18 protein-coding genes are annotated in these 18,862 nt (G+C 65.6%); 11 read left to right on the plus strand and 7 right to left on the minus strand.

The features are described from left to right. Positions 1-20: 20 nt before the first annotated feature. Genes V6M39_RS09880 through V6M39_RS09895 form a run of 4 tightly spaced genes read left to right on the plus strand, consistent with a single transcriptional unit; the run spans position 21 to position 4,237 of the window. Positions 21-1,232, plus strand: coding sequence for a cell division protein PerM (locus V6M39_RS09880; RefSeq protein ID WP_332643652.1), 1,212 nt, complete (start codon positions 21-23; stop codon positions 1,230-1,232). Further along, on the plus strand, positions 1,168-1,770 hold the full coding sequence (gene purN, locus V6M39_RS09885; protein ID WP_332643653.1) for a phosphoribosylglycinamide formyltransferase: 603 nt from the start codon (positions 1,168-1,170) through the stop codon (positions 1,768-1,770). The genes V6M39_RS09880 and purN overlap by 65 nt, the downstream gene beginning before the upstream one ends. Beyond that, complete coding sequence (gene purH, locus V6M39_RS09890) at positions 1,767-3,320, plus strand: bifunctional phosphoribosylaminoimidazolecarboxamide formyltransferase/IMP cyclohydrolase (RefSeq protein WP_332643654.1); 1,554 nt, start codon at positions 1,767-1,769, stop codon at positions 3,318-3,320. Before purN ends, purH begins: the two co-directional genes overlap by 4 nt. Before the next feature lie 20 nt (positions 3,321-3,340). After that, positions 3,341-4,237: a DMT family transporter gene (locus V6M39_RS09895; RefSeq protein ID WP_332643655.1), complete on the plus strand. Its 897-nt coding sequence runs from the start codon at positions 3,341-3,343 to the stop codon at positions 4,235-4,237. Here V6M39_RS09895 and V6M39_RS09900 read toward each other — a convergent pair. Beyond that, complete coding sequence (locus V6M39_RS09900; RefSeq protein ID WP_332643656.1) at positions 4,234-4,779, minus strand: YbaK/EbsC family protein; 546 nt, start codon at positions 4,777-4,779, stop codon at positions 4,234-4,236. The two genes, V6M39_RS09895 and V6M39_RS09900, sit on opposite strands and share 4 nt — an antisense overlap. Next, complete coding sequence (locus V6M39_RS09905) at positions 4,776-5,423, minus strand: TetR/AcrR family transcriptional regulator (RefSeq protein WP_332643657.1); 648 nt, start codon at positions 5,421-5,423, stop codon at positions 4,776-4,778. The genes V6M39_RS09900 and V6M39_RS09905 overlap by 4 nt, the downstream gene beginning before the upstream one ends. Positions 5,424-5,530: 107 nt before the next feature. Here V6M39_RS09905 and V6M39_RS09910 point away from each other — a divergent pair, with 107 nt between their 5' ends. Together V6M39_RS09910 and V6M39_RS09915 are read left to right on the plus strand one after the other, a co-directional pair. Continuing rightward, a complete protein-coding gene (locus V6M39_RS09910) occupies positions 5,531-6,382 on the plus strand; it encodes a bifunctional methylenetetrahydrofolate dehydrogenase/methenyltetrahydrofolate cyclohydrolase (RefSeq protein ID WP_332643658.1) in 852 nt (283 codons plus the stop codon). Beyond that, entirely contained in the window at positions 6,379-6,654 is a 276-nt protein-coding gene (locus V6M39_RS09915; RefSeq protein WP_332643659.1) for a DUF3017 domain-containing protein, read from the plus strand. Before V6M39_RS09910 ends, V6M39_RS09915 begins: the two co-directional genes overlap by 4 nt. A gap of 56 nt (positions 6,655-6,710) precedes the next feature. On the opposite strand, the gene V6M39_RS09920 is transcribed toward V6M39_RS09915, so the two are convergent. Further along, complete coding sequence (locus tag V6M39_RS09920; RefSeq protein ID WP_332643660.1) at positions 6,711-7,700, minus strand: malate dehydrogenase; 990 nt, start codon at positions 7,698-7,700, stop codon at positions 6,711-6,713. A gap of 129 nt (positions 7,701-7,829) precedes the next feature. Between V6M39_RS09920 and V6M39_RS09925 the strand changes: the two genes are divergently transcribed. Next, a complete protein-coding gene (locus V6M39_RS09925; RefSeq protein ID WP_332643661.1) occupies positions 7,830-8,267 on the plus strand; it encodes a Fur family transcriptional regulator in 438 nt (145 codons plus the stop codon). 15 nt (positions 8,268-8,282) lie between these two features. After that, positions 8,283-10,523 carry a catalase/peroxidase HPI gene (gene katG / locus V6M39_RS09930; protein WP_332643662.1) on the plus strand — a complete coding sequence of 747 codons (2,241 nt, stop codon included), beginning with the start codon at positions 8,283-8,285 and terminating at the stop codon, positions 10,521-10,523. A 69-nt stretch (positions 10,524-10,592) separates the two neighbouring features. On the opposite strand, the gene aqpZ is transcribed toward katG, so the two are convergent. Beyond that, positions 10,593-11,321, minus strand: a complete 729-nt coding sequence (gene aqpZ / locus V6M39_RS09935) for an aquaporin Z (RefSeq protein ID WP_332643663.1) — start codon at positions 11,319-11,321, stop codon at positions 10,593-10,595. 147 nt (positions 11,322-11,468) lie between these two features. On the opposite strand from aqpZ, the gene V6M39_RS09940 reads away from it, so the two are divergent. After that, on the plus strand, positions 11,469-13,694 hold the full coding sequence (locus V6M39_RS09940; protein WP_332643664.1) for an NADP-dependent isocitrate dehydrogenase: 2,226 nt from the start codon (positions 11,469-11,471) through the stop codon (positions 13,692-13,694). A 52-nt stretch (positions 13,695-13,746) separates the two neighbouring features. Further along, complete coding sequence (locus tag V6M39_RS09945) at positions 13,747-14,292, plus strand: DapH/DapD/GlmU-related protein (protein ID WP_332643665.1); 546 nt, start codon at positions 13,747-13,749, stop codon at positions 14,290-14,292. On the opposite strand, the gene V6M39_RS09950 is transcribed toward V6M39_RS09945, so the two are convergent. After that, positions 14,289-15,470 carry a winged helix DNA-binding domain-containing protein gene (locus V6M39_RS09950; RefSeq protein WP_332643666.1) on the minus strand — a complete coding sequence of 394 codons (1,182 nt, stop codon included), beginning with the start codon at positions 15,468-15,470 and terminating at the stop codon, positions 14,289-14,291. The genes V6M39_RS09945 and V6M39_RS09950 overlap by 4 nt on opposite strands. Positions 15,471-15,545: 75 nt before the next feature. Here V6M39_RS09950 and V6M39_RS09955 point away from each other — a divergent pair, with 75 nt between their 5' ends. Continuing rightward, positions 15,546-16,745 carry an MFS transporter gene (locus V6M39_RS09955; protein WP_332643667.1) on the plus strand — a complete coding sequence of 400 codons (1,200 nt, stop codon included), beginning with the start codon at positions 15,546-15,548 and terminating at the stop codon, positions 16,743-16,745. On the opposite strand, the gene V6M39_RS09960 is transcribed toward V6M39_RS09955, so the two are convergent. Together V6M39_RS09960 and V6M39_RS09965 are read right to left on the minus strand one after the other, a co-directional pair. After that, positions 16,735-18,081 (minus strand): flavin monoamine oxidase family protein, encoded by a 1,347-nt coding sequence (locus tag V6M39_RS09960; RefSeq protein ID WP_332643668.1) that lies wholly within the window; start codon positions 18,079-18,081, stop codon positions 16,735-16,737. The two genes, V6M39_RS09955 and V6M39_RS09960, sit on opposite strands and share 11 nt — an antisense overlap. Before the next feature lie 45 nt (positions 18,082-18,126). Then, the coding region (locus V6M39_RS09965; protein WP_332643669.1) for a sulfate/molybdate ABC transporter ATP-binding protein at positions 18,127-18,862 on the minus strand (736 nt) is incomplete at its 5' end.

Here is an 18,862-nt window from a genome sequence, read left to right on the forward strand (position 1 = left end):
TTTACAGGCAGGATGAAGTGGTGCCCGAGCCGTCCACGCCGTCCTTCTTGCGGCCCGCCTTCCTGACGGCGATCCTTTCGGCGGTGGGGTCGCTCGCCGTCTCGGCCCTGTTCGTCCTGGCGGCCCGCGGATCAGCTGACTTGTCGTTTTCTGGATTTGCCCGATCGTCTGCCCGTACGTGGTTGGTCTCGCTGGGGTCGGGGTTGGACACAGGTGAGGTTTCGCTGGGGCTCGTTCCCTTGGGCGCGACTCTGCTGTGCATCGCGATCGTGGCGGCGACCACGCACTGGGTCGTCGTCGATCCGGTTGAGCTCCCTGCCTTTGCGGCATCGACGGCTGGCGCTTCGGGTCTAATCGCCGGCATCGCGTCGGCTGTGTCCAACGCCGGCGACATCCATACCTCAGCAGTCCGTGCAGCAATTGGCGCATTCATCGTTGGTGGTATCGGCGCGGCATTGGGTGCGGCCACCCGCCACAAGGCCACAGCTGATCTCTGGCCGACCTCCAATGTCGATGCCCGCGCCGTCGTCCGCGCATCAGTGCCAGCGATCATCGCTGTGCTGGCGTCGTCCGCGACGATCGTGTTGGCGCTGCTGGTCCTTCACGTTTCGCGCGCGGGCGACCTTTGGGCCGTGCTCGATCCGGGATTCGGTGGCGGCTTGGCTCTCGCAGTCGGGTGTCTGCTGGCGATACCGACCCTCATCCTGTGGACCGCTTCCGCTCTGATCGGCCCTGGCTTCGCCCTGGGCACCGACACCAGCGTGGACCTGACGGGCGCTCAGCTGGGTGAGGTTCCCGGTCTGCCGATCTTCGCCGCGCTTCCAGCGCCGGGGCAGTTCGCGGACTGGGTGTTCCTGCTCGGCCTCATCCCGCTTCTCGCGGGCATGATCGCCGGATGGCGGGTCGAGGTGCGTGACCGCGAAGACCTGCTCACCCGCGTAGGCCTGGGTGCGGCGGCCGGGGGAGTCGCCGGGCTGGCGCTGGGACTTCTGATCGCCGTGTCGGGTGGCGCGATCGGGCCGGGCCGCATGGCCGACGCCGGACCGCCGACTCTGACCCCGCTTCTGGTCGCTGTTCCCGTGATGGCGTTGGGCGGCGCACTTGGCGCAGTGCTCGGCCACTATCGTGGGGAGCGTGCCACGAAGCCCGAAGTCACCAGCACGAGTCGTGGTCCTCGTCTCTGGAAGCGGGACAAATCTCCAAGCCCTGATCGACGCGTCGACCCGACCTGACTACGGCGTCGAGATTGTCGCGGTCGGTGCGGACCGCACTGACATCCGCGCTCTCGAGCGCGCTGAGAAGCACGGCATCGAGACCTTCGTCCTCGAGACGAAGTCGTACGCCGATCGCGCGGCCTGGGACGTCGCCCTCGCCGAGGCTGTTGCTGCACATGGACCGGATCTCGTCGTGCTGGCCGGATTCATGAAGCTGACCGGCCCTGCGTTTCTCGCCCGTTTCGGCGGCCGAACCCTCAACACCCACCCGGCGCTCTCGCCTGCCTTCCCGGGCATGCATGGGCCGCGCGATGCGCTCGCGTACGGCGTCAAGGTCACCGGCGCGACGCTGTTCATCGTCGACGAGGGAGTCGACACCGGACCGATCGTGGCTCAGGTTGCAGTGCCTGTGCTCGACGATGACGACGAAGAGACGCTGCACAAACGCATCAAGACCAGCGAGCGGACCATGCTCGTCGAATGGGTCGGCGCGCTGGCCCGTTCGGACTTCCACATCGATGACCGGGCCGTGCGCCTCGGAGGAGCCCCCACATGACAACCCGTCCCCTCAAGCGTGCCCTGATCTCGGTCTATGACAAGACCGGTCTCGAGGAGCTCGCCCGCGATCTTCACGCCGCTGGTGTTGCAATCGTATCGACCGGTTCGACCGCCAAGACCATCGAGTCGGCGGGCGTGCCGGTCACTCCTGTCGAGCAGTTGACGGAGTTCCCCGAGTGCCTCGACGGTCGGGTCAAGACCCTGCACCCGCGCGTACACGCCGGCATCCTGGCTGATCTGCGTCTCGACTCACATGTGTCACAGCTCGCCGACCTCGGCATCGAGCCGTTCGACATCGTGATCGTGAACCTCTATCCGTTTACCGAGACCGTTGCGTCCGGAGCGACGCCCGACGAGTGCGTCGAGCAGATCGACATCGGCGGACCGTCGATGGTTCGAGCCGCTGCCAAGAACCACCCCAGCGTCGCCGTTGTCACCTCGACAGCCCAGTACGACTCGCTCCGCGAAGCGCTCGCCGCCGGAGGATTCACACTCGAACAGCGCAAGCAGCTCGCTGCCCAAGCGTTCGCTCACACCGCTGCATACGACGTCGCGGTCGCCTCGTGGTTTGCGTCGGCGTACGTACAGCCGACCGACTCTGTCTTCCCGGACTTCCTTGGCGCGACCTGGGAGCGGTCGGCGGTTCTTCGGTACGGCGAGAACCTGCACCAGCCCGCGGCGCTCTACACGTCCGGTCGCGGCGGACTGGCCAATGCCGTGCAGCTGCACGGCAAGGAGATGAGCTACAACAACTACGTCGACACGGACGCTGCGCGACGCGCGGTTGGTGACTTTGACGCGCCGGCGGTGGCGATCATCAAGCATGCCAACCCCTGCGGGATCGCTGTCGGCACTGATGTCGGCGAAGCGCATGCCCGGGCACACGCCTGTGACCCTGTCTCGGCCTTTGGTGGTGTCATTGCCGCCAATCGCCCGGTCACAGTTGCGATGGCTGAGCAGGTCGCGGAGGTCTTCACTGAGGTCATCGTGGCTCCGGACTACGAGCCGGGCGCGCTTGACGTGCTCCAGGCCAAGAAGAACATCCGCATCCTCCAGGTGCCGGTCGAAGCCGGTCGCTCGCCAGTTGAGCTGCGTCCGGTGAGTGGCGGCGTGCTGCTCCAGAAGGTCGACCGGGTGGATGCTGAGGGTGACGCGTCTTCGACCTGGACTTTGGTGGCCGGCGAGCCTGCGGATGAAGCCACGCTCGCCGACCTCGAGTTTGCGTGGACCGCGTGCCGAGCCGTGAAGTCGAACGCGATCTTGCTGGCCAAGGAAGGCGCCTCGGTGGGCGTCGGCATGGGCCAGGTCAACCGTGTCGATTCCTGCAAGCTTGCCGTGGAGCGGGCCGGAGCCGAGCGCGCTGCGGGCTCGGTTGCTGCGTCCGACGCGTTCTTCCCGTTCCCAGACGGTCCGGAGATCTTGATGGCTGCTGGCGTACGCGCGATCGTTCAGCCCGGTGGATCGATCCGTGACGACTCGGTGATCGAGGCAGCGAACGCTGCCGGCGTGACGATGTACGTCACCGGCACCCGACACTTTTTTCACTAAGCAGAGATTCCACTGACGTCATGTCCGAACGCATGGTCGGGGCGCTGCTGGTTGCGTTGTCCTCGGCTGCGTTTGGGTCGATGGCGATCTTCGGAGTCTGGGCGCAGGACGATGGCACGAGCACGCCGGCGCTGATCTTCGTACGGTTCACCGCTGCCGCGCTGATCCTGGTCGCGTTCATGCGCGTACGGGGAATTGCGGTCCCGTCGGTGCGTGACTGCCTGCCGGTCGCTGCAATGGGCGGGATCGGCTACGTCGGTCAGGCCTACTGCTATTTCCTTGCGCTTGAACACGCACAGGCCAGCCTGGTCGCGCTGTTGCTCTATCTCTTTCCCGCGTTCGTCGCGATCCTCGCGGCGGTGTTCCTGCACGAACGCATCGGACTGGTGACGGCGTTGGCGTTGACGCTCGCCCTCGCGGGCACGTTCCTCGTCGTCGGCGGAGGCACGGGCAAACCTCTCGGCATCGCGCTGGGTATCGGCGCTGCCGTCATCTACTCGATCTACATCACGGTTGGCTCGGTCGTGACTCGCGGACTGGACGCCATTGCAGTCTCGACGGTCGTGTGTGTCGCCGCTGCGTTCGTTTCGGGCGTGATCGTCGCCGTACTCGCTGCGACTGGTCGCGCAGCTTCGTTCCCTGAGTCCGCCACGGGTTGGTCGTCGCTGGCCGCGATTGCGCTGGTCTGCACCGTGATGGCGATTCTCGCGTTCTTCGCCGGACTGCGACTGCTCGGTCCTACCTCGACGTCAGTGCTGTCGACACTCGAGCCTGTCGTCACCGTCGGTCTTGCCACCTGGCTGCTCTCTGAGTCGCTGTCGACCGTCCAGGCGATCGGCGCTGCTCTCGTACTTGCTGCCGTCGTATGGCTGGCGCTGAGCCAGCGCCCGGCGCCGTCCGAGGTGCCTCCGGTCTAGCTCGCGGGGATGCCGAGGTTCTCGAGAACCACGGCATGGGGGAGCGCGGCCAGCGATGCACCGGGCAGAGCGAGCTTGGATCGCCGCAAGCCACTGCCGATCAGCACCCATGGCTGTTCGACGACCCTGGAATCCACCAGGAGGGGCCATCCGTCCGGGAGGCCGACGGGAGTGATGCCGCCGTATTCCATGCCGGTCTCGGAGACCGCCCAATCCTGTGGGGCGAACGAGAGCTTTCGTACGTCGATCGTGCGGCGTACGAGTCCGTTGACGTCGGCGCGGGTGTGCGCCAGCACGACGCAGGCAGCTGGACGTTGCTCTCCGCCGCGCTTGCCGAGCACCACGACGCAGTTGGCCGAGACCTCCGGAGGAATGCCGTGCTCGGAGGCGAGCGCAGCGGTGTCGGCCAGATCCGGGTCGATCGCGACGGTATGTGAGTGAGCCGCGACGTCGGGCAGCAGCGCCAAGGCGGCAGCAACAGGGTCGGCGAGCAGTTCCAGATCGAGCGGACCGAGCTCAAGCGTGCCCAGCGTGACGGTCAAGGCTGGTCCTTGCGGAGCTCGGCGAGCTTGTGGTCAACGCCTGCTGGACCGAGAGCATGCGCTGCCACCAGGTTGCGAATCGCTGCAGTGAGCAGGCGAGCCTCCGCCTCTTCGCTGTAGAGACCCGACTGTCGCCGCAGCGCGGTGCCGCCAATGAGCGCGACGATCGCAGCGGCGAGCTCGGCGGGGGCGTCGATGCCGACCCGGGTGAGCACTGAGCCAGCCAATGACTCGAACGCCCGCATGGCTCGAGCCGCTTGATCGCGCAGCTCGGGTTGCCGGGCTGCGGCGAGGAAGATCGACAGTTCAACTGCAGCAACTTCGGGCCCACGGGCTGCGAACACCATCGTGATGAACCCGGCCGCGTCATCCAGGCTCACGTCGACGTCGACATCGACCTTGGACAGCGCCTCCAGGTCAGCAGTCCACTGGTCGATGTGAGCACCGAGGGCTTCCTTGATGAGCTCGTCGATCGACTCGAAGTAGTACGTCGTCGTTGCTGACGGCAGTCCGGCGCGCAGGGAGACCGCACGGTGCGTGACGGCGCGGGAGCCGCCCTCGGCGAACAGCTCGATCGCTGCGTTGAGGAGCTCGTCGCGTCGCAGCCGGCTGCGCTCCTGAGACAGCTGCGCGCGAGTTGCCATGAACGACCCTTCGAGGAGCGGTGAGTGCTGAGGGAAGTCTATGTGCCCAGGCGTGACGCTCCCTGACCCGTCACGATCAGAGACGGTCGTCGTGAAAGACTCGTGCCGTGACGGCACAGATCCTCGACGGCAAGGCGGCTGCAGCCGCGATCAAGTCTGAGCTCCGCGAGCGGGTGAGCGCACTGGCGACCAGGGGAGTCATTCCCGGGCTCGGCACGATCCTGGTCGGCGACGATCCCGGCAGCCAGTGGTACGTCGCAGGCAAGCACAAGGACTGCGCAGAGGTCGGCATCAACTCGATCCGCATCGACCTTCCCGCGACGGCGACACAGGCTGATGTCGAGTCTGCAGTCGACCGGCTGAACGCCGATCCGGCTTGTACCGGCTATATCGTGCAGCTGCCGCTGCCCAAGGGCCTCGACGAGAACGCAGTGATCGGACGCATCGACCCGGCCAAGGACGCTGACGGTCTGCACCCGACCAATCTCGGCTGGCTCGTGCTTGGCAAGGAAGCGCCGCTGCCCTGCACGCCTCGCGGCATCATCGAGCTCCTTCGTCGCAACGACGTCGCCATTGCCGGCAAGCATGTCGTTGTCGTCGGACGCGGCATCACCGTCGGCCGGCCAATGGGTCTGCTGCTGACCCGTCGCAGCGAGAACGCAACGGTCACGCTCTGCCACACCGGTACGCGCGACCTCGGTGCTGAGGTTCGTCGTGCCGACATCGTGATCGCCGCCGCAGGAGTTCCGGGCATCGTCTCGGCCGACATGGTCAAGCCAGGTGCCGCTCTTCTCGATGTGGGCGTCAGCCGTGACGAGAACGGCATCGTCGGCGACGTTGACCCCGCTGCGTACGAGGTCGCCGGCTGGGTCTCTCCCAACCCCGGGGGAGTGGGACCGATGACCCGCGCGATGCTCCTGTCCAATGTCGTCGACACCGCTGAGCAGCTCAACCCGTGAAGGGTCCCCGCAGCCGCGGTTCGCAGCTCTACCTGCTGCAGCTCCTCGCTGTCTTCAGCGGTCTGTGCCTGGTCGTGGCTGGACCATGGAGGGCAGGCGTCGCCGTCGTGGGTGGAGCTTTCATTGTTGGCGCCATCGCCAGGTCAGTCGTACCGGTCAGCCACACAGGCATGCTGCGCGTACGAGGCAAGGCCTTCGACATGCTGTGGATGACCTTGCTCGGCGTCGCACTCGTTGTGCTGGCGCTGGTGATCCCCGACCAGCCTGGGTGACATGACACTGCCCCACCTCCGAGCCGGAGATGGGGCAGCGTTCGAGTCTGCGAGCCTCAGATCAGGCCGAGCTCCTTGACCGCGTCGCGCTCTTCGATGAGCTCGGCAGCCGTCGCGTCCATGCGGGCGCGGGAGAAGTCGTCGATCTCCAGACCCTGGACGATCGACCAGTCGCCGCCCTTGGTCGTGACGGGGAACGAGTAGATCAGACCCTCGGGGACGCCATACGAGCCGTCGGACACGACAGCCATCGACGCCCAGTCACCCTCAGGCGTGCCGAACAGCCAGTCGTGCGCAGCGTCGATGGTGGCCGAGGCTGCGGACGCTGCCGAAGACGAACCGCGCGCCTCGATGATCGCGGCACCGCGCTTGGCGACAGTCGGGATGAAGTCGTTCTCGATCCAGGCCTGGTCGTTGACGGTCTCAGCGGCGTTCTTGCCGCCAACCTCTGCGTGGAAGATGTCGGGGTACTGGGTGGCCGAGTGGTTGCCCCAGATCGTCATCTTCTTGATATCGGTCACGCTGGCGCCGGTCTTGGCAGCGAGCTGCGAGATGGCGCGGTTGTGGTCGAGACGGGTCAGGGCGCTGAAGCGCTCCTTGGGGATGTCAGGCGCGTTGGTCATCGCGATGAGCGCGTTGGTGTTGGCCGGGTTGCCGGTGACACCGACGCGTACGTCGCTCGCGGCGACCTTGTTGAGCGCCTTGCCCTGGGCGGTGAAGATCGCACCGTTGGCCTCGAGCAAGTCGCCGCGCTCCATGCCCGGTCCGCGGGGACGTGCACCGACGAGCAGGGCGAGGTTGACGCCATCGAAAATCTTCTCGGCGTCATCGCCGATCTCGACGCCAGCGAGGGTCGGGAATGCGCAGTCGTCGAGCTCCATGACGACGCCTTCGAGCGCCTTGAGCGCCGGGGTGATCTCGAGCAGCTGGAGCTGGATCGGGGTGTCGGGCCCGAGCAGTGAACCGCTCGCGAGTCGAAAGAGCAAGCTATAGCCGATCTGACCGGCAGCTCCGGTGACGGCGACCTTGACGGGGGTTGTGCTCACGAATGTGCTCCTTGATGCATGGGGGACTCAGTCGAAACTAACCCACTGCGGCTGTAGGAATGTGCTCGGGTCGGACCAATGCGCGTGTCTAATCTTGAATCGTTCCAGAAAAGGTGGTTGCATGTGGTCATGCAGACTGTCGATGACCCCGTGGAGCTGTTGCGGGGCGCCGGTATGCGCGTCACCCGCCCTCGGGTCGCCGTGATCTCTGCTCTGGCTCTGGCTCCTCACTCAGAGGTTGACCGCATCGCGGCCGACGTACGAACTGAGCTCGGTGGCGTGTCGACCCAGGCGATCTACGACGTGTTGCGGGCGCTCACTGATGTCGGACTGGCCCGGCGCATCGAGCCTGCCGGCTCGCCCGCGCTGTTCGAGCTGCGTGTCGGGGACAACCACCACCATGTCGTCTGTCGCGAGTGCGGTGCCGTCGCTGATGTCGACTGCGCCCACGGCAGCGCTCCTTGCTTGACCGCTTCCGACAACCATGGCTTCACGATCGACGAAGCCGAGGTCACCTACTGGGGCACCTGCCCCGACTGCACAACTGTTCTTGAGACAACCAACTGATCCGGAAGGAACGCCATGCCTGACAACCAGGACCACAACGCCGTCGTAGGCGACATGAACGACGAGGAGAACGAGGGGCAGGGCAAGTGCCCCGTCTCGCACGGAGGCCGCGTCCATCCGACTGAGGGTTCAGCCAACCAGGAGTGGTGGCCCAACCAGCTCAACCTCAAGATCCTGCGCAAGAACACCGATGTCGCCAACCCGATGGACGCCGACTTCGACTACGCCGAGGCGTTCAAGAACCTCGACCTCGACGCCTTGCGCGCTGACCTTGCTGCGCTGATGACCGACTCCCAGGACTGGTGGCCCGCCGACTTCGGCCACTACGGAGGGTTATTCATCCGGATGGCCTGGCACAGCGCGGGCACCTATCGCATCCGCGACGGCCGAGGCGGAGCCGGCGCCGGCATGCAGCGCTTCGCGCCGCTCAACAGCTGGCCGGACAATGGCAACCTCGACAAGGCGCGCCGCCTGCTGTGGCCGATCAAGAAGAAGTACGGTTCGGCGATCTCGTGGGCTGACCTGATGATCCTGACGGGCAACGTTGCACTCGAGACGATGGGCTTCAAGACGTTCGGCTTTGGCGGCGGTCGTCCCGACGTGTGGGAGCCGGACGAGGACGTCTACTGGGGCCCCGAGGACGAGTGGCTCGGCGGCGACAAGGGTGGCGAGCAGCGCTACACGGGCGACCGCGAGCTGGAGAATCCCCTGGCCGCAGTCCAGATGGGTCTCATCTACGTCAACCCGGAGGGACCGGAGGGCAACCCCGACCCGCTCGGATCGGCTCGCGACATCCGCGAGACGTTCAGCCGTATGGCGATGAACGACGAGGAAACCGTCGCGCTGATCGCCGGTGGGCACACCTTCGGCAAGACGCATGGCGCCGGTGACCCCGACCAGTACGTCGGCCCCGAGCCGGAGGGTGCCGGGATCGAGGAACAAGGCCTCGGCTGGAAGCAGTCGCTGGGCACCGGCAAGGGGCGCGACGTCATCACCAGTGGTCTCGAGGTCACCTGGACCCCCACACCAACGACGTGGGACAACAGCTTCTTCGAGACACTTTTTGGTTTTGAGTGGGAGCTCAGCAAGAGCCCGGCTGGCGCCAATCAGTGGGTGGCCAAGGACGGCGCCGGCGCCAACACGTTCCCGGACCCCGAGACCAACGAGCTCAACCGTCCGCCGACCATGCTGACGTCCGACCTCGCTCTGCGGTTCGACCCGATCTACGAGCCGATCTCGCGTCGCTTCCTGGAGAACCCGGATCAGCTCGCCGACGCCTTCGCGCGTGCTTGGTACAAGCTGACGCACCGAGACATGGGCCCGATCCAGCGCTACCTCGGTCCGCTCGTGCCGCAAGAAGAGCTGCTCTGGCAGGATCCGCTCCCTGCTGGCGGCGCATCGCTGTCGGACGCCGACGTGGCTGAGCTGAAGGCTCAGATCCTCGCTTCGGGGCTGACGGTCTCACAGCTCGTATCGACCGCTTGGGCGTCGGCATCGTCGTTCCGCATCAGCGACAAGCGAGGCGGCGCCAACGGTGCGCGCCTTCGCCTCGAGCCGCAAAACAGCTGGGAGGTCAACAACCCCGAGCAGCTGGCGACCGTTCTTCGCGCTCTTGAAGGTGTGCAGCAGGCATTTGGCAAGGGTGTCTCCCTCGCCGACGTCATCGTGCTGGGTGGCGCGGCAGCCATCGAGCAGGCCGCCAAGGCTGCAGGCCACGACGTCACGGTGCCGTTCACACCGGGACGTACGGATGCGACTCAGGAGCAGACCGATGTCGAGTCGTTCGCTGCGCTGGAGCCGCAGGCCGATGGGTTCCGCAATTACGAAGCGAAGGGCAACCGCCTTCCTGCGGAGTACCTGCTGATCGACAAGGCCAACCTGCTCAACCTGAGTGCTCCTGAGATGACGGTGCTGGTGGGCGGTCTGCGTGTACTGGGGGCCAACTACGACAACTCCTCTACGGGTGTCCTCACCGACAAGCCGGGATCGTTGACGAACGACTTCTTCGCCAACCTCCTCGATCTCGGTACGACGTGGACGGCCGCGGCGGCGGACTCGTCGACGTACGAGGGCCGTGACGACTCGGGCGCCGTGAAGTGGACCGGAAGTCGTGCCGACCTCGTGTTCGGTTCGAACTCTGAGCTGCGGGCCATCGCGGAGGTCTACGCGAGCGACGACGCCAAGGGCAAGTTCGTCACGGACTTCGTGGCTGCCTGGGCCAAGGTCATGGACCTCGACCGGTACGACGTCCGCTAACGCCGCCTGATTGACGAGACATACGAAGGGCCCGGTCGTGATGACCGGGCCTTTCGTATGTTCTTGGGACTAGCGCCTGCCCTCGATGTCGACTCCTGAACGGTTGCTCCCGTTGATGAATATGTAGCCGAGCCCTCCGACAATGCCGCCGACCAGCGGTGCGACGATGAACGCCCACAGCTGTTGCATGCTGTCTCCACCGGCCAGCAGAGCCGCGCCGATGGATCGCGCCGGGTTGACCGAGGTGTTGTCGATCGGGATCGTCACGAGGTGGATGAGCGTGAGGGCCAGACCGATCGCGATCGGGGCGAACCCGTCAGGCGTCCTGCCCGAGGTCACGGCGGCAATGATGAACACGAACAACGCCGTGAAGATGACCTCGGTGAGGAGCACCGCGAGCAGCGAGTAGCCGCCGATCGTGTCGCCCCAGCCGTTGGATGCGCCGGCGAACGAGGTCTCGCGGTCGAAGTCGGCATTGCCCGAACCGATCGCCCAGATGGCGAGTCCGCCGAGAACGCCGCCGCTGACTTGGGCTGCGACGTACGGCAGCACGTTGTTCCACTCGAATCGCTTGGCCGCCGCGAGGCCGACTGTGACTGCCGGGTTGAAGTGCGCGCCCGAGATGGGTCCCACGGCAAACGCCATGGTCAGGACGGTGAGGCCGAAGGCGAGCGCGACGCCGTGCGCGCCGATGGCCTGGCCGGCGAGGATCGCGCTACCGACGCCGCCCAGTACGAGCACGAACGTTCCGAGCGCTTCGGCGGCGAGCCGCGATGACATTGGGGTGGTTGTAGCCATGATGAGACTCCTCCACTAGGGGCCGCCCCCTGCGACCAATTCGAGTGTATGACTGAGAGGCCCTGCGAGAAGGTTCCGTCAGGAGTGTCGACATCCGTGAGATATCTTGATGTCGAACGAATTTTCTGCGCCGAGGAGGCTGGCCACATGGCCAAGATCATCTACACCCACACCGACGAAGCGCCCTTGCTGGCCACGTACTCGTTCCTCCCCGTGATTGAGGCGTATGCCTCAACTGCTGGCGTTGAGGTTGAGACCCGCGACATCTCGCTGGCTGGCCGCATCATTGCCCTGTTCGGCGATCGTCTGACGCCTGAGCAGCAGATCGGCGATGCGCTGACCGAGCTGGGCGACCTCGCGAAGACGCCCGAGGCCAACATCATCAAGCTGCCCAACATCAGTGCCTCCATTCCGCAGCTGAAAGCGGCCATCGCCGAGCTCCAAAGCCAGGGCTACGCACTCCCGGACTACCCGGACGACCCGCAGACGGACGAAGACAAGGACGTACGCGCGCGCTATGACAAGGTCAAGGGCAGCGCCGTCAACCCCGTGCTGCGTGAGGGCAACTCCGATCGTCGCGCACCCGCTTCGGTCAAGAACTACGCACGCCAGCACCCGCACTCGATGGGCGCATGGAGCAGCGACTCCAAGACAAATGTCGCCACCATGGACGCCGATGACTTCAGGTCCAATGAGAAGTCGGTCGTCATCGATGCCGATGGCACGATCACGATCCAGCTCGTCGCTGCCGACGGCAGCGTGACGGTGCTCAAGGAAGCGTTCCCGGTGTTGGCTGGTGAAGTCATTGACGGCACCGTGTTGAGTGCGGCTGCCCTCGACGAGTTCGTGACAGCCCAGATCGCTCGTGCCAAGGCCGAAGGAGTCCTGTTCTCGGTCCACCTCAAGGCCACCATGATGAAGGTCTCCGACCCGATCATCTTCGGCCACGTCGTCAAAGCATTCCTGCCCGACGTGTTCGCTCAGTACGGCGACGATCTCGCTGCGGCCGGTCTGAGCCCCAACAACGGACTCGGCTCGATCCTCGCTGGTCTCGATGCCTTGCCGAATGGTGCCGAGATCAAGGCTGCGATCGACGCCGGCATCGCGGCTGGTCCGACTCTCGCGATGGTCGACTCCGACAAGGGCATCACGAACCTTCACGTGCCGAGCGACGTCATCGTCGACGCTTCGATGCCCGCCATGATCCGTACATCGGGTCACATGTGGGGCCCCGACGGGGCCGAGGCCGACACGCTCGCCGTCATCCCTGACAGCTCGTATGCAGGCGTCTACCAGACTGTCATCGACGACTGCCGCGCCAACGGTGCGTACGATCCCACGACGATGGGCTCAGTGCCCAATGTCGGCCTGATGGCCCAGGCAGCCGAGGAGTACGGCAGCCACGACAAGACGTTCGAGATCCCGAGGGCCGGCACGGTCCAGGTCGTCGACGCCTCGGGCACGGTGCTGATTGAGCACAGCGTCGAGCCGGGCGATGTCTGGCGCGCCTGCCAGACCAAGGACGTCCCGATCCAGGACTGGGTCAAGCTCGCCGTGACCCGAGCACGCGCGTCCGGCACCCCGGCCGTCTTCTGGCTCGATCCCACCCGTGCGCACGACACCAACCTCAAGGCGAAGGTCGAGAAGTACCTGCTCGATCACGACACCGAGGGTCTTCAGATCGAGATCATGTCGCCGATCGAGGCGACGCAGTTCTCGGTCGACCGCATCCGCAAGGGTGAGGACACCATCTCGGTCACCGGAAACGTGCTGCGCGACTACAACACCGACCTCTTCCCGATCCTCGAGCTCGGTACGAGCGCCAAGATGCTCTCGATCGTGCCGCTGATCAACGGCGGTGGACTGTTCGAGACCGGTGCCGGCGGTTCGGCCCCCAAGCACGTGCAGCAGCTCGTCAAGGAGAACTACCTGCGTTGGGACAGCCTGGGTGAGTTCCTGGCGTTGGCGTCGAGCTTCGAGCACATGGCCACGACGAATGGCAACGCCCGCGCGCAGATCCTCGCCGACACACTCGACCGGGCAACTGGCACGTTCCTCGACGAGAACAAGTCACCGGGCCGCAAGCTGGGCACGATCGACAACCGCGGCAGCCACTTCTACCTCGCGCTCTACTGGGCGCAGGAGCTGGCCAAGCAGACCGAGGACGCAGAGCTGGCCGCGGGCTTCGCCGAGATCGCCGAGGCGCTGGGGTCAAATGAGCAGAAGATCGTCGACGAGCTGCTCGCCGTGCAGGGATCGCCCGCCGACATTGGTGGCTACTTCCGCCCGGACGACGCCAAGGTCACTGCCGTAATGCGCCCGTCGTCGACGTTCACCGAGATCCTCAAGGACCTGGTCGACCGGCTCGGCTGATCTCCCGGCGTGTCACCTGACCGCTCGGCTGACGTCGCGAGAAGATCGTGCGATGTCGGCCGAACGGTTCATGCGCATCCACAGCCCTGAGTTCACGGCGATGCACGAGCGGGTGATGCACGTCACGGCCCTCACTTCACGCCTGAACGCCCTTCCCTTCGATGACGAGCAGGGCAAGGCTGAGTTACTCGAGCAGATCCTCGGGCGTCCGCTCCCCGCGAGGGTGACGATCTATCCGCCGTTCTTCACAGACGACGGGCTCCACCTTCAGCTGGCCGAGAACGTGTTCATCAACCAGAACTGCACGTTCCTGGACTACGCCGGAATTCGCATCGCCGAGGGCGTGATGATCGGGCCCAAAGTCACCTTCATCACCGGCGGCCACCCGGTCGATCCGGTAGAACGACGGTTGTGGCTGACCGGTGCACCCATCGACGTGGCAGAAAACGTCTGGATCGGAGCCGGAGCCACCATCCTGCCCGGCGTCAGCATCGGCCGCGACGCGGTGATTGCCGCCGGCGCGGTCGTGGCCGATGACGTACCGGGGCAGAGTCTGGTGACCGGGCCTAAGGCGTCGGTCAACCGTACGTGGAGCTAGCTGCGCAGCTGCTTCTCTGACAGGGTCCAGCCTCGTGCGCGCGCCTTGAGGCGCACGTCCCCTAGCAATGAGGTGAGTGAGGAAGCGACCAGGTCGATGGACTGGCTCGCTTCCTTGCCGACGTCGGCCAACAGGTTGACCACGACCTCGCCGGAGTCGAGCTGGGCCCAGCCGCCAACCACCTCACCGTTGGACCAGACGGTCGGACCGGCGTTGCCGTTGACGTCGAACAACAGCGAGCGGTGAGGCCCGAGGTAGAAGTCGCGGTGTTTCCAGCCCATGACCGACGGATCGAGCGCCGGGAGCAGCGCCACCCACGGCTCACCATCGGTGGTGGGCGCGTCATCGCCGGGGAGGACATAGCCAACCTGCCCGTCAAGGTCGACCTCGACCACCTCACACGCGGCGAGCGCTGCGCGCGTGCGCGCCTTGGTCCAACCCGCCCACCAGGCAAGGTCGTCCTCAGTCGCTGGCCCGTATGACGCGAGCCAACGTCGGGCGATCTCGGCAGCCGCGTCGTCGACCGAGAGCTTGGCGACGGCATCGGGTGCCCAGTTGGCCAGGCTGCTCCAGCGGAACTGGGTTGACGTCCAGGTGCCCCGGGGTCGCGCGCGGATGATCTCGCCCTTCGCCGACATCAGGGTCAGCAACCGGCTGGCGAGTCCCTGCGTGGTCTCGTACTTGGTACCAGGGGCGAGGACGAACCGAGTCATGAGTCGTTCATCGATCTTGCCGAGCTCGGCACTGGTGATCTCGCCTGCATCGTGGACGGCTTTGAGGGCGATTTCCTCGACCTCGCGGACCCAGGCGGCGGGATCATCGGTGATCTCGGCCTCGGTGAGCATTTTCTCGAGCAGTCGACGCTGTTCTCGGGCGACGGTGTCGGCTGCGCCAGCATGGCAGGCCGCGACCAGATCACGCGGAACGGCGAACACGGTGCGCCGCATGGCGAGCACTCGTACGAGCGACCGGTCGTCGTACAGCGCCTTCTCGATGTCGACGATCGATCCGTCGTCCATCCGAGCCAGCGCGGCGAGGAACGTCGTCGCGGGGTCAGTGCCGTGGAGGGCGACGACGCTGCGCGCTGCGCCGACGGGATCCTCTGCACGATGGGCAGGCGAGAGCGCGTGGCGTTGGCCAAGACGTATGCGTCGCTCAGCCGCGGTGAAAGTTCGCACGGCTCAGCCTCGCACGACGCTCGGACAGATCTGGGCGGGGAATAACGCGGCACATCATGAGGATTGAATGAATGTGTGAGCACTCCCGAGATCCCTGTCAGTACGCGGCATCTTTCACTGGCACTGCTGGCGTTGGCATTGGGCGGATTTGCGATCGGGACAACCGAGTTCGTGACCATGGGATTGCTCCCTGACATTGCCGAAGGCATCGACGAATCGATCCCCACGACGGGTCATCTGATCACCGCGTACGCGTTCGGTGTCGTCATCGGCGCACCCGTGATCGTGTCGCTCGGGGCACGGCTGCCGAAGAAGGAGTTGGCGATCGGGCTGATCCTGGCCCTTGGCCTCGGCAACGCTCTGACGGCGGTGTCGAGCGGCTACCTGCCCGTGATGGCTGCTCGCTTCGTCGCGGGTCTCCCACACGGCGCCTACTTCGGCGTCGCGTCGCTGCTGGCCGCATCCCTCGTACGTCCGGAGTATCGCGGCCGTGCCGTCAGCTCGGTCATGCTCGGCCTGTCGGTTGCCCTGGTCGCGGGCGTTCCGGTTTCGAACTTGCTCGGTCAGCAACTCGGCTGGCGGAGCGCCTACTGGGCTGTCCTCGGGATTGCAGCACTTGCCGCGGCGATGATCGTCGCCTTCGTTCCGCATTCGCCGGCCAATCTTGACGCGACACTCCGTGGAGAGCTCGCGGCACTCAAGCGCCCGCAGGTCTTGTTCGCGGTGTCAGCAGGGCTCGTCGGATTCGGCGGCCTGTTCGCGATGTACAGCTACATTGCGCCGATCGTCACTGATGTCACCGATCTGTCGCGCGGATGGATCAATGTCTTCCTGCTGGTCTTCGGCATCGGATCGGTGTTCGGCTCGTGGGCTGCTGGCTTACTGGCCGACTGGGACATCGAGCGATCCGTCCTTGGAGGGTTCGCCGCGACCGTCGTGGTGCTCGCCGCGTTCTATTTCGCCGCAGGAGTCGCGATCCCCGCGTTGGTGCTGGTGTTCTGCGTCGGCAGCCTTGGATCGGTCGTCGCGATCACTCTCCAGATGCGCCTGATGGACGCGGCCGGCGATGCGCAGATGCTGGGTGCGGCGCTCAATCATTCGGCGCTCAACATCGCCAACGGGCTTGGCGCCTGGCTCGGCGGTGTGGTCATCGCCGCAGGTCACGGATACCGAGCGACCAGCCTCGTTGGCATCGGACTTGCCGCGGCGGGACTCGTGATCTTTGCCATCGGCCTCGCAGTGGATCGACGTACGCGGGTGTCCGTCAGCCGATGATTTCGGCGGCAACACGCTCGCCCGAACTGATGGCGCCGTCGATGTAGCCGCACCACCGGACGGCAGTCTCGGTGCCTGCCCAGTGGATCGGTCCGATCGGTTCGCGCAACGAGGCCCCGACTTGGGTCCATGCTCCCGGCGGGAGATGGGCGCCGTAGCAACCTCGAGTCCACTCTTCCTTGGACCAGTCGCGCTCGATGTACGCGATCGGCGTACGCGCTTCTTCCCCGAAGTAGTGCGCGAGCACATCGGTCACGGCCTTCTGGCGGTCGGCCGGATCTGCATCGCTCATCGCGAGACCGTCGGCACCCTCGATGAATGCCAGGATGATTCCGGGCTGACCATCACCGGGCGGCGTCGCGTCGAACATGACCTTGACGGGCGACGTGTCGCCGGCCGCCTCGCCGCTGAGACCGCTTTCGCGCCAGAACGGGCGGTCGTAGACCGAGTGGGTCTTGATGACCGAGCCGTGAGGCATGCGCTGGGTCAGCGAGTCGCGGATCGCAGGCAACGGTGGGTCGTACGAGATACGCGCAGCGAGCGTCGGCGGGATCGCGACAACGACACGCGTCGCCTCGTGCTGGCTCTTGGTTGTCGTCACGACGATCCCGCGGTCGTTGTACGTGATCGCCGTGACGGGCTCGCTGAGACGTACGCGGTCACCGAGCCCAGCGGCGAGCCGTTCGGAGAGCTGCTGCATGCCACCCTCGACACGAGCGTGCTGGGCGCCGCCTTCGGTGCTGATGAGGTGTTCGAAGCTCACGCCAGACTTGGAGTAGAACATCGCGTGCAGCATGGAGATGTTGGCAGAGGTGGTGGCGAACACTGCCTCGCACGCGATCCGGAAGAAGTCTCGAGCCTTCTCAGTTCGGCAGGCGCGTCGAATCCACGACTCGAACGTCTGGCCGTCCCATGTGTCGGCCTTTGGCGTACGCCATGGCTGCTCGAGGTCGATCGTCTTCGCGAGGCGCTCGAACCGTACGAGTGCCTGTCCGACGTCGACGAGTGTTGCCGGTCCCAGTCGCGGTGTGCTGCCGGTGTAGCGCGCCTTCTTGCCACGCAGACTGACCACGGTCTTGCCATGGCCGCCCTGGTCAATCGTCGTGAGGCCGAATCGCTCGAGCTCGGCTGCCAGCAGCCGTTGGTCGGGGCCGATCCACTGACCGCCCGAATCGACGCGCAGGCCGTCTGAACCTGGAACGTCCTCAGTCAGAGTGCGTCCGCCGACCCGGTCGCGGGCTTCAAGTACGAGCACCTTCTGACCCGCGGCTGCGAGGCGATCCGCGGCGACGAGGCCCGCGACGCCTGCTCCGATGATGATGGTGTCGAGTTCCACCAGACGACCCTAAGCGACCTGAGATCGTGTTGGGGCCTGACGGCGCTAGCTGACGACTCGGTCAGCGCCGACCTGCACGCGCAGCCATACGCGATCGCCCTCGTGCAACCCGAGCGCGACTGCCTCGGCCCGGGTCACGACGACCTGGATCGGAGTCTTGTCGCCACCGTTCTCGGGGGTGACCTCCAGGCGGATCTCGAAACCGACGCGGGTCCACCGAGTGATCGTGCCGACGGCGGCGGCGGCCTGCTCGTAGCGAGAGATCTCGATGTCGTGCGGACGCACGAGCTTGTCACCCAGCATCGTGACCGGACCGAGGAATGACAGGACGAAGTCACTTGCTGGGCGGTCATACAAGTCGTCGGGGGAACCGATCTGCTCGATGCGTCCCTCGTTGATGATGACCAGGCTGTCGGCGACCTCGAGAGCTTCCTCCTGATCGTGGGTGACGAACACCGTCGTCACGTGCATCTCGTCGTGCAGGCGCCGGAGCCAGTCGCGCAGTTCCTTGCGGACCTTGGCGTCAAGGGCGCCGAACGGTTCATCAAGCAGGAGCACGGTCGGCTCGATCGCCAGAGCGCGGGCGAGCGCCATGCGTTGGCGCTGACCGCCCGAGAGCTGCGAGGGCAGGCGCTGCGACCACTGCTCAAGGTGCACAAGCTGGAGCAGCTCGTGGACCTTGGCCTCGATCTCGTCCTTGGGGCGTTTGCGGATCTCGAGGCCGAACGCGATGTTCTTCTCGACTGTCATGTGCTTGAACGCTGCGTAGTGCTGGAAGACG

Source organism: Aeromicrobium sp. (genome assembly GCF_036675695.1).
Classification (GTDB): domain Bacteria; phylum Actinomycetota; class Actinomycetes; order Propionibacteriales; family Nocardioidaceae; genus Aeromicrobium.

What these genes read in the sequence shown, in the direction of transcription:
- V6M39_RS09945 (WP_332643665.1), top strand. Translation starts at nt 13,747, where the DNA reads ATGTCGGCCGAACGGTTCATGCGCATCCACAGCCCTGAGTTCACGGCG.
- purH (WP_332643654.1), top strand. Translation starts at nt 1,767, where the DNA reads ATGACAACCCGTCCCCTCAAGCGTGCCCTGATCTCGGTCTATGACAAG.
- V6M39_RS09895 (WP_332643655.1), top strand. Translation starts at nt 3,341, where the DNA reads ATGTCCGAACGCATGGTCGGGGCGCTGCTGGTTGCGTTGTCCTCGGCT.
- katG (WP_332643662.1), top strand. Translation starts at nt 8,283, where the DNA reads ATGCCTGACAACCAGGACCACAACGCCGTCGTAGGCGACATGAACGAC.
- V6M39_RS09925 (WP_332643661.1), top strand. Translation starts at nt 7,830, where the DNA reads ATGCAGACTGTCGATGACCCCGTGGAGCTGTTGCGGGGCGCCGGTATG.
- V6M39_RS09940 (WP_332643664.1), top strand. Translation starts at nt 11,469, where the DNA reads ATGGCCAAGATCATCTACACCCACACCGACGAAGCGCCCTTGCTGGCC.
- aqpZ (WP_332643663.1), bottom strand. Translation starts at nt 11,321, where the DNA reads ATGGCTACAACCACCCCAATGTCATCGCGGCTCGCCGCCGAAGCGCTC.
- V6M39_RS09905 (WP_332643657.1), bottom strand. Translation starts at nt 5,423, where the DNA reads ATGGCAACTCGCGCGCAGCTGTCTCAGGAGCGCAGCCGGCTGCGACGC.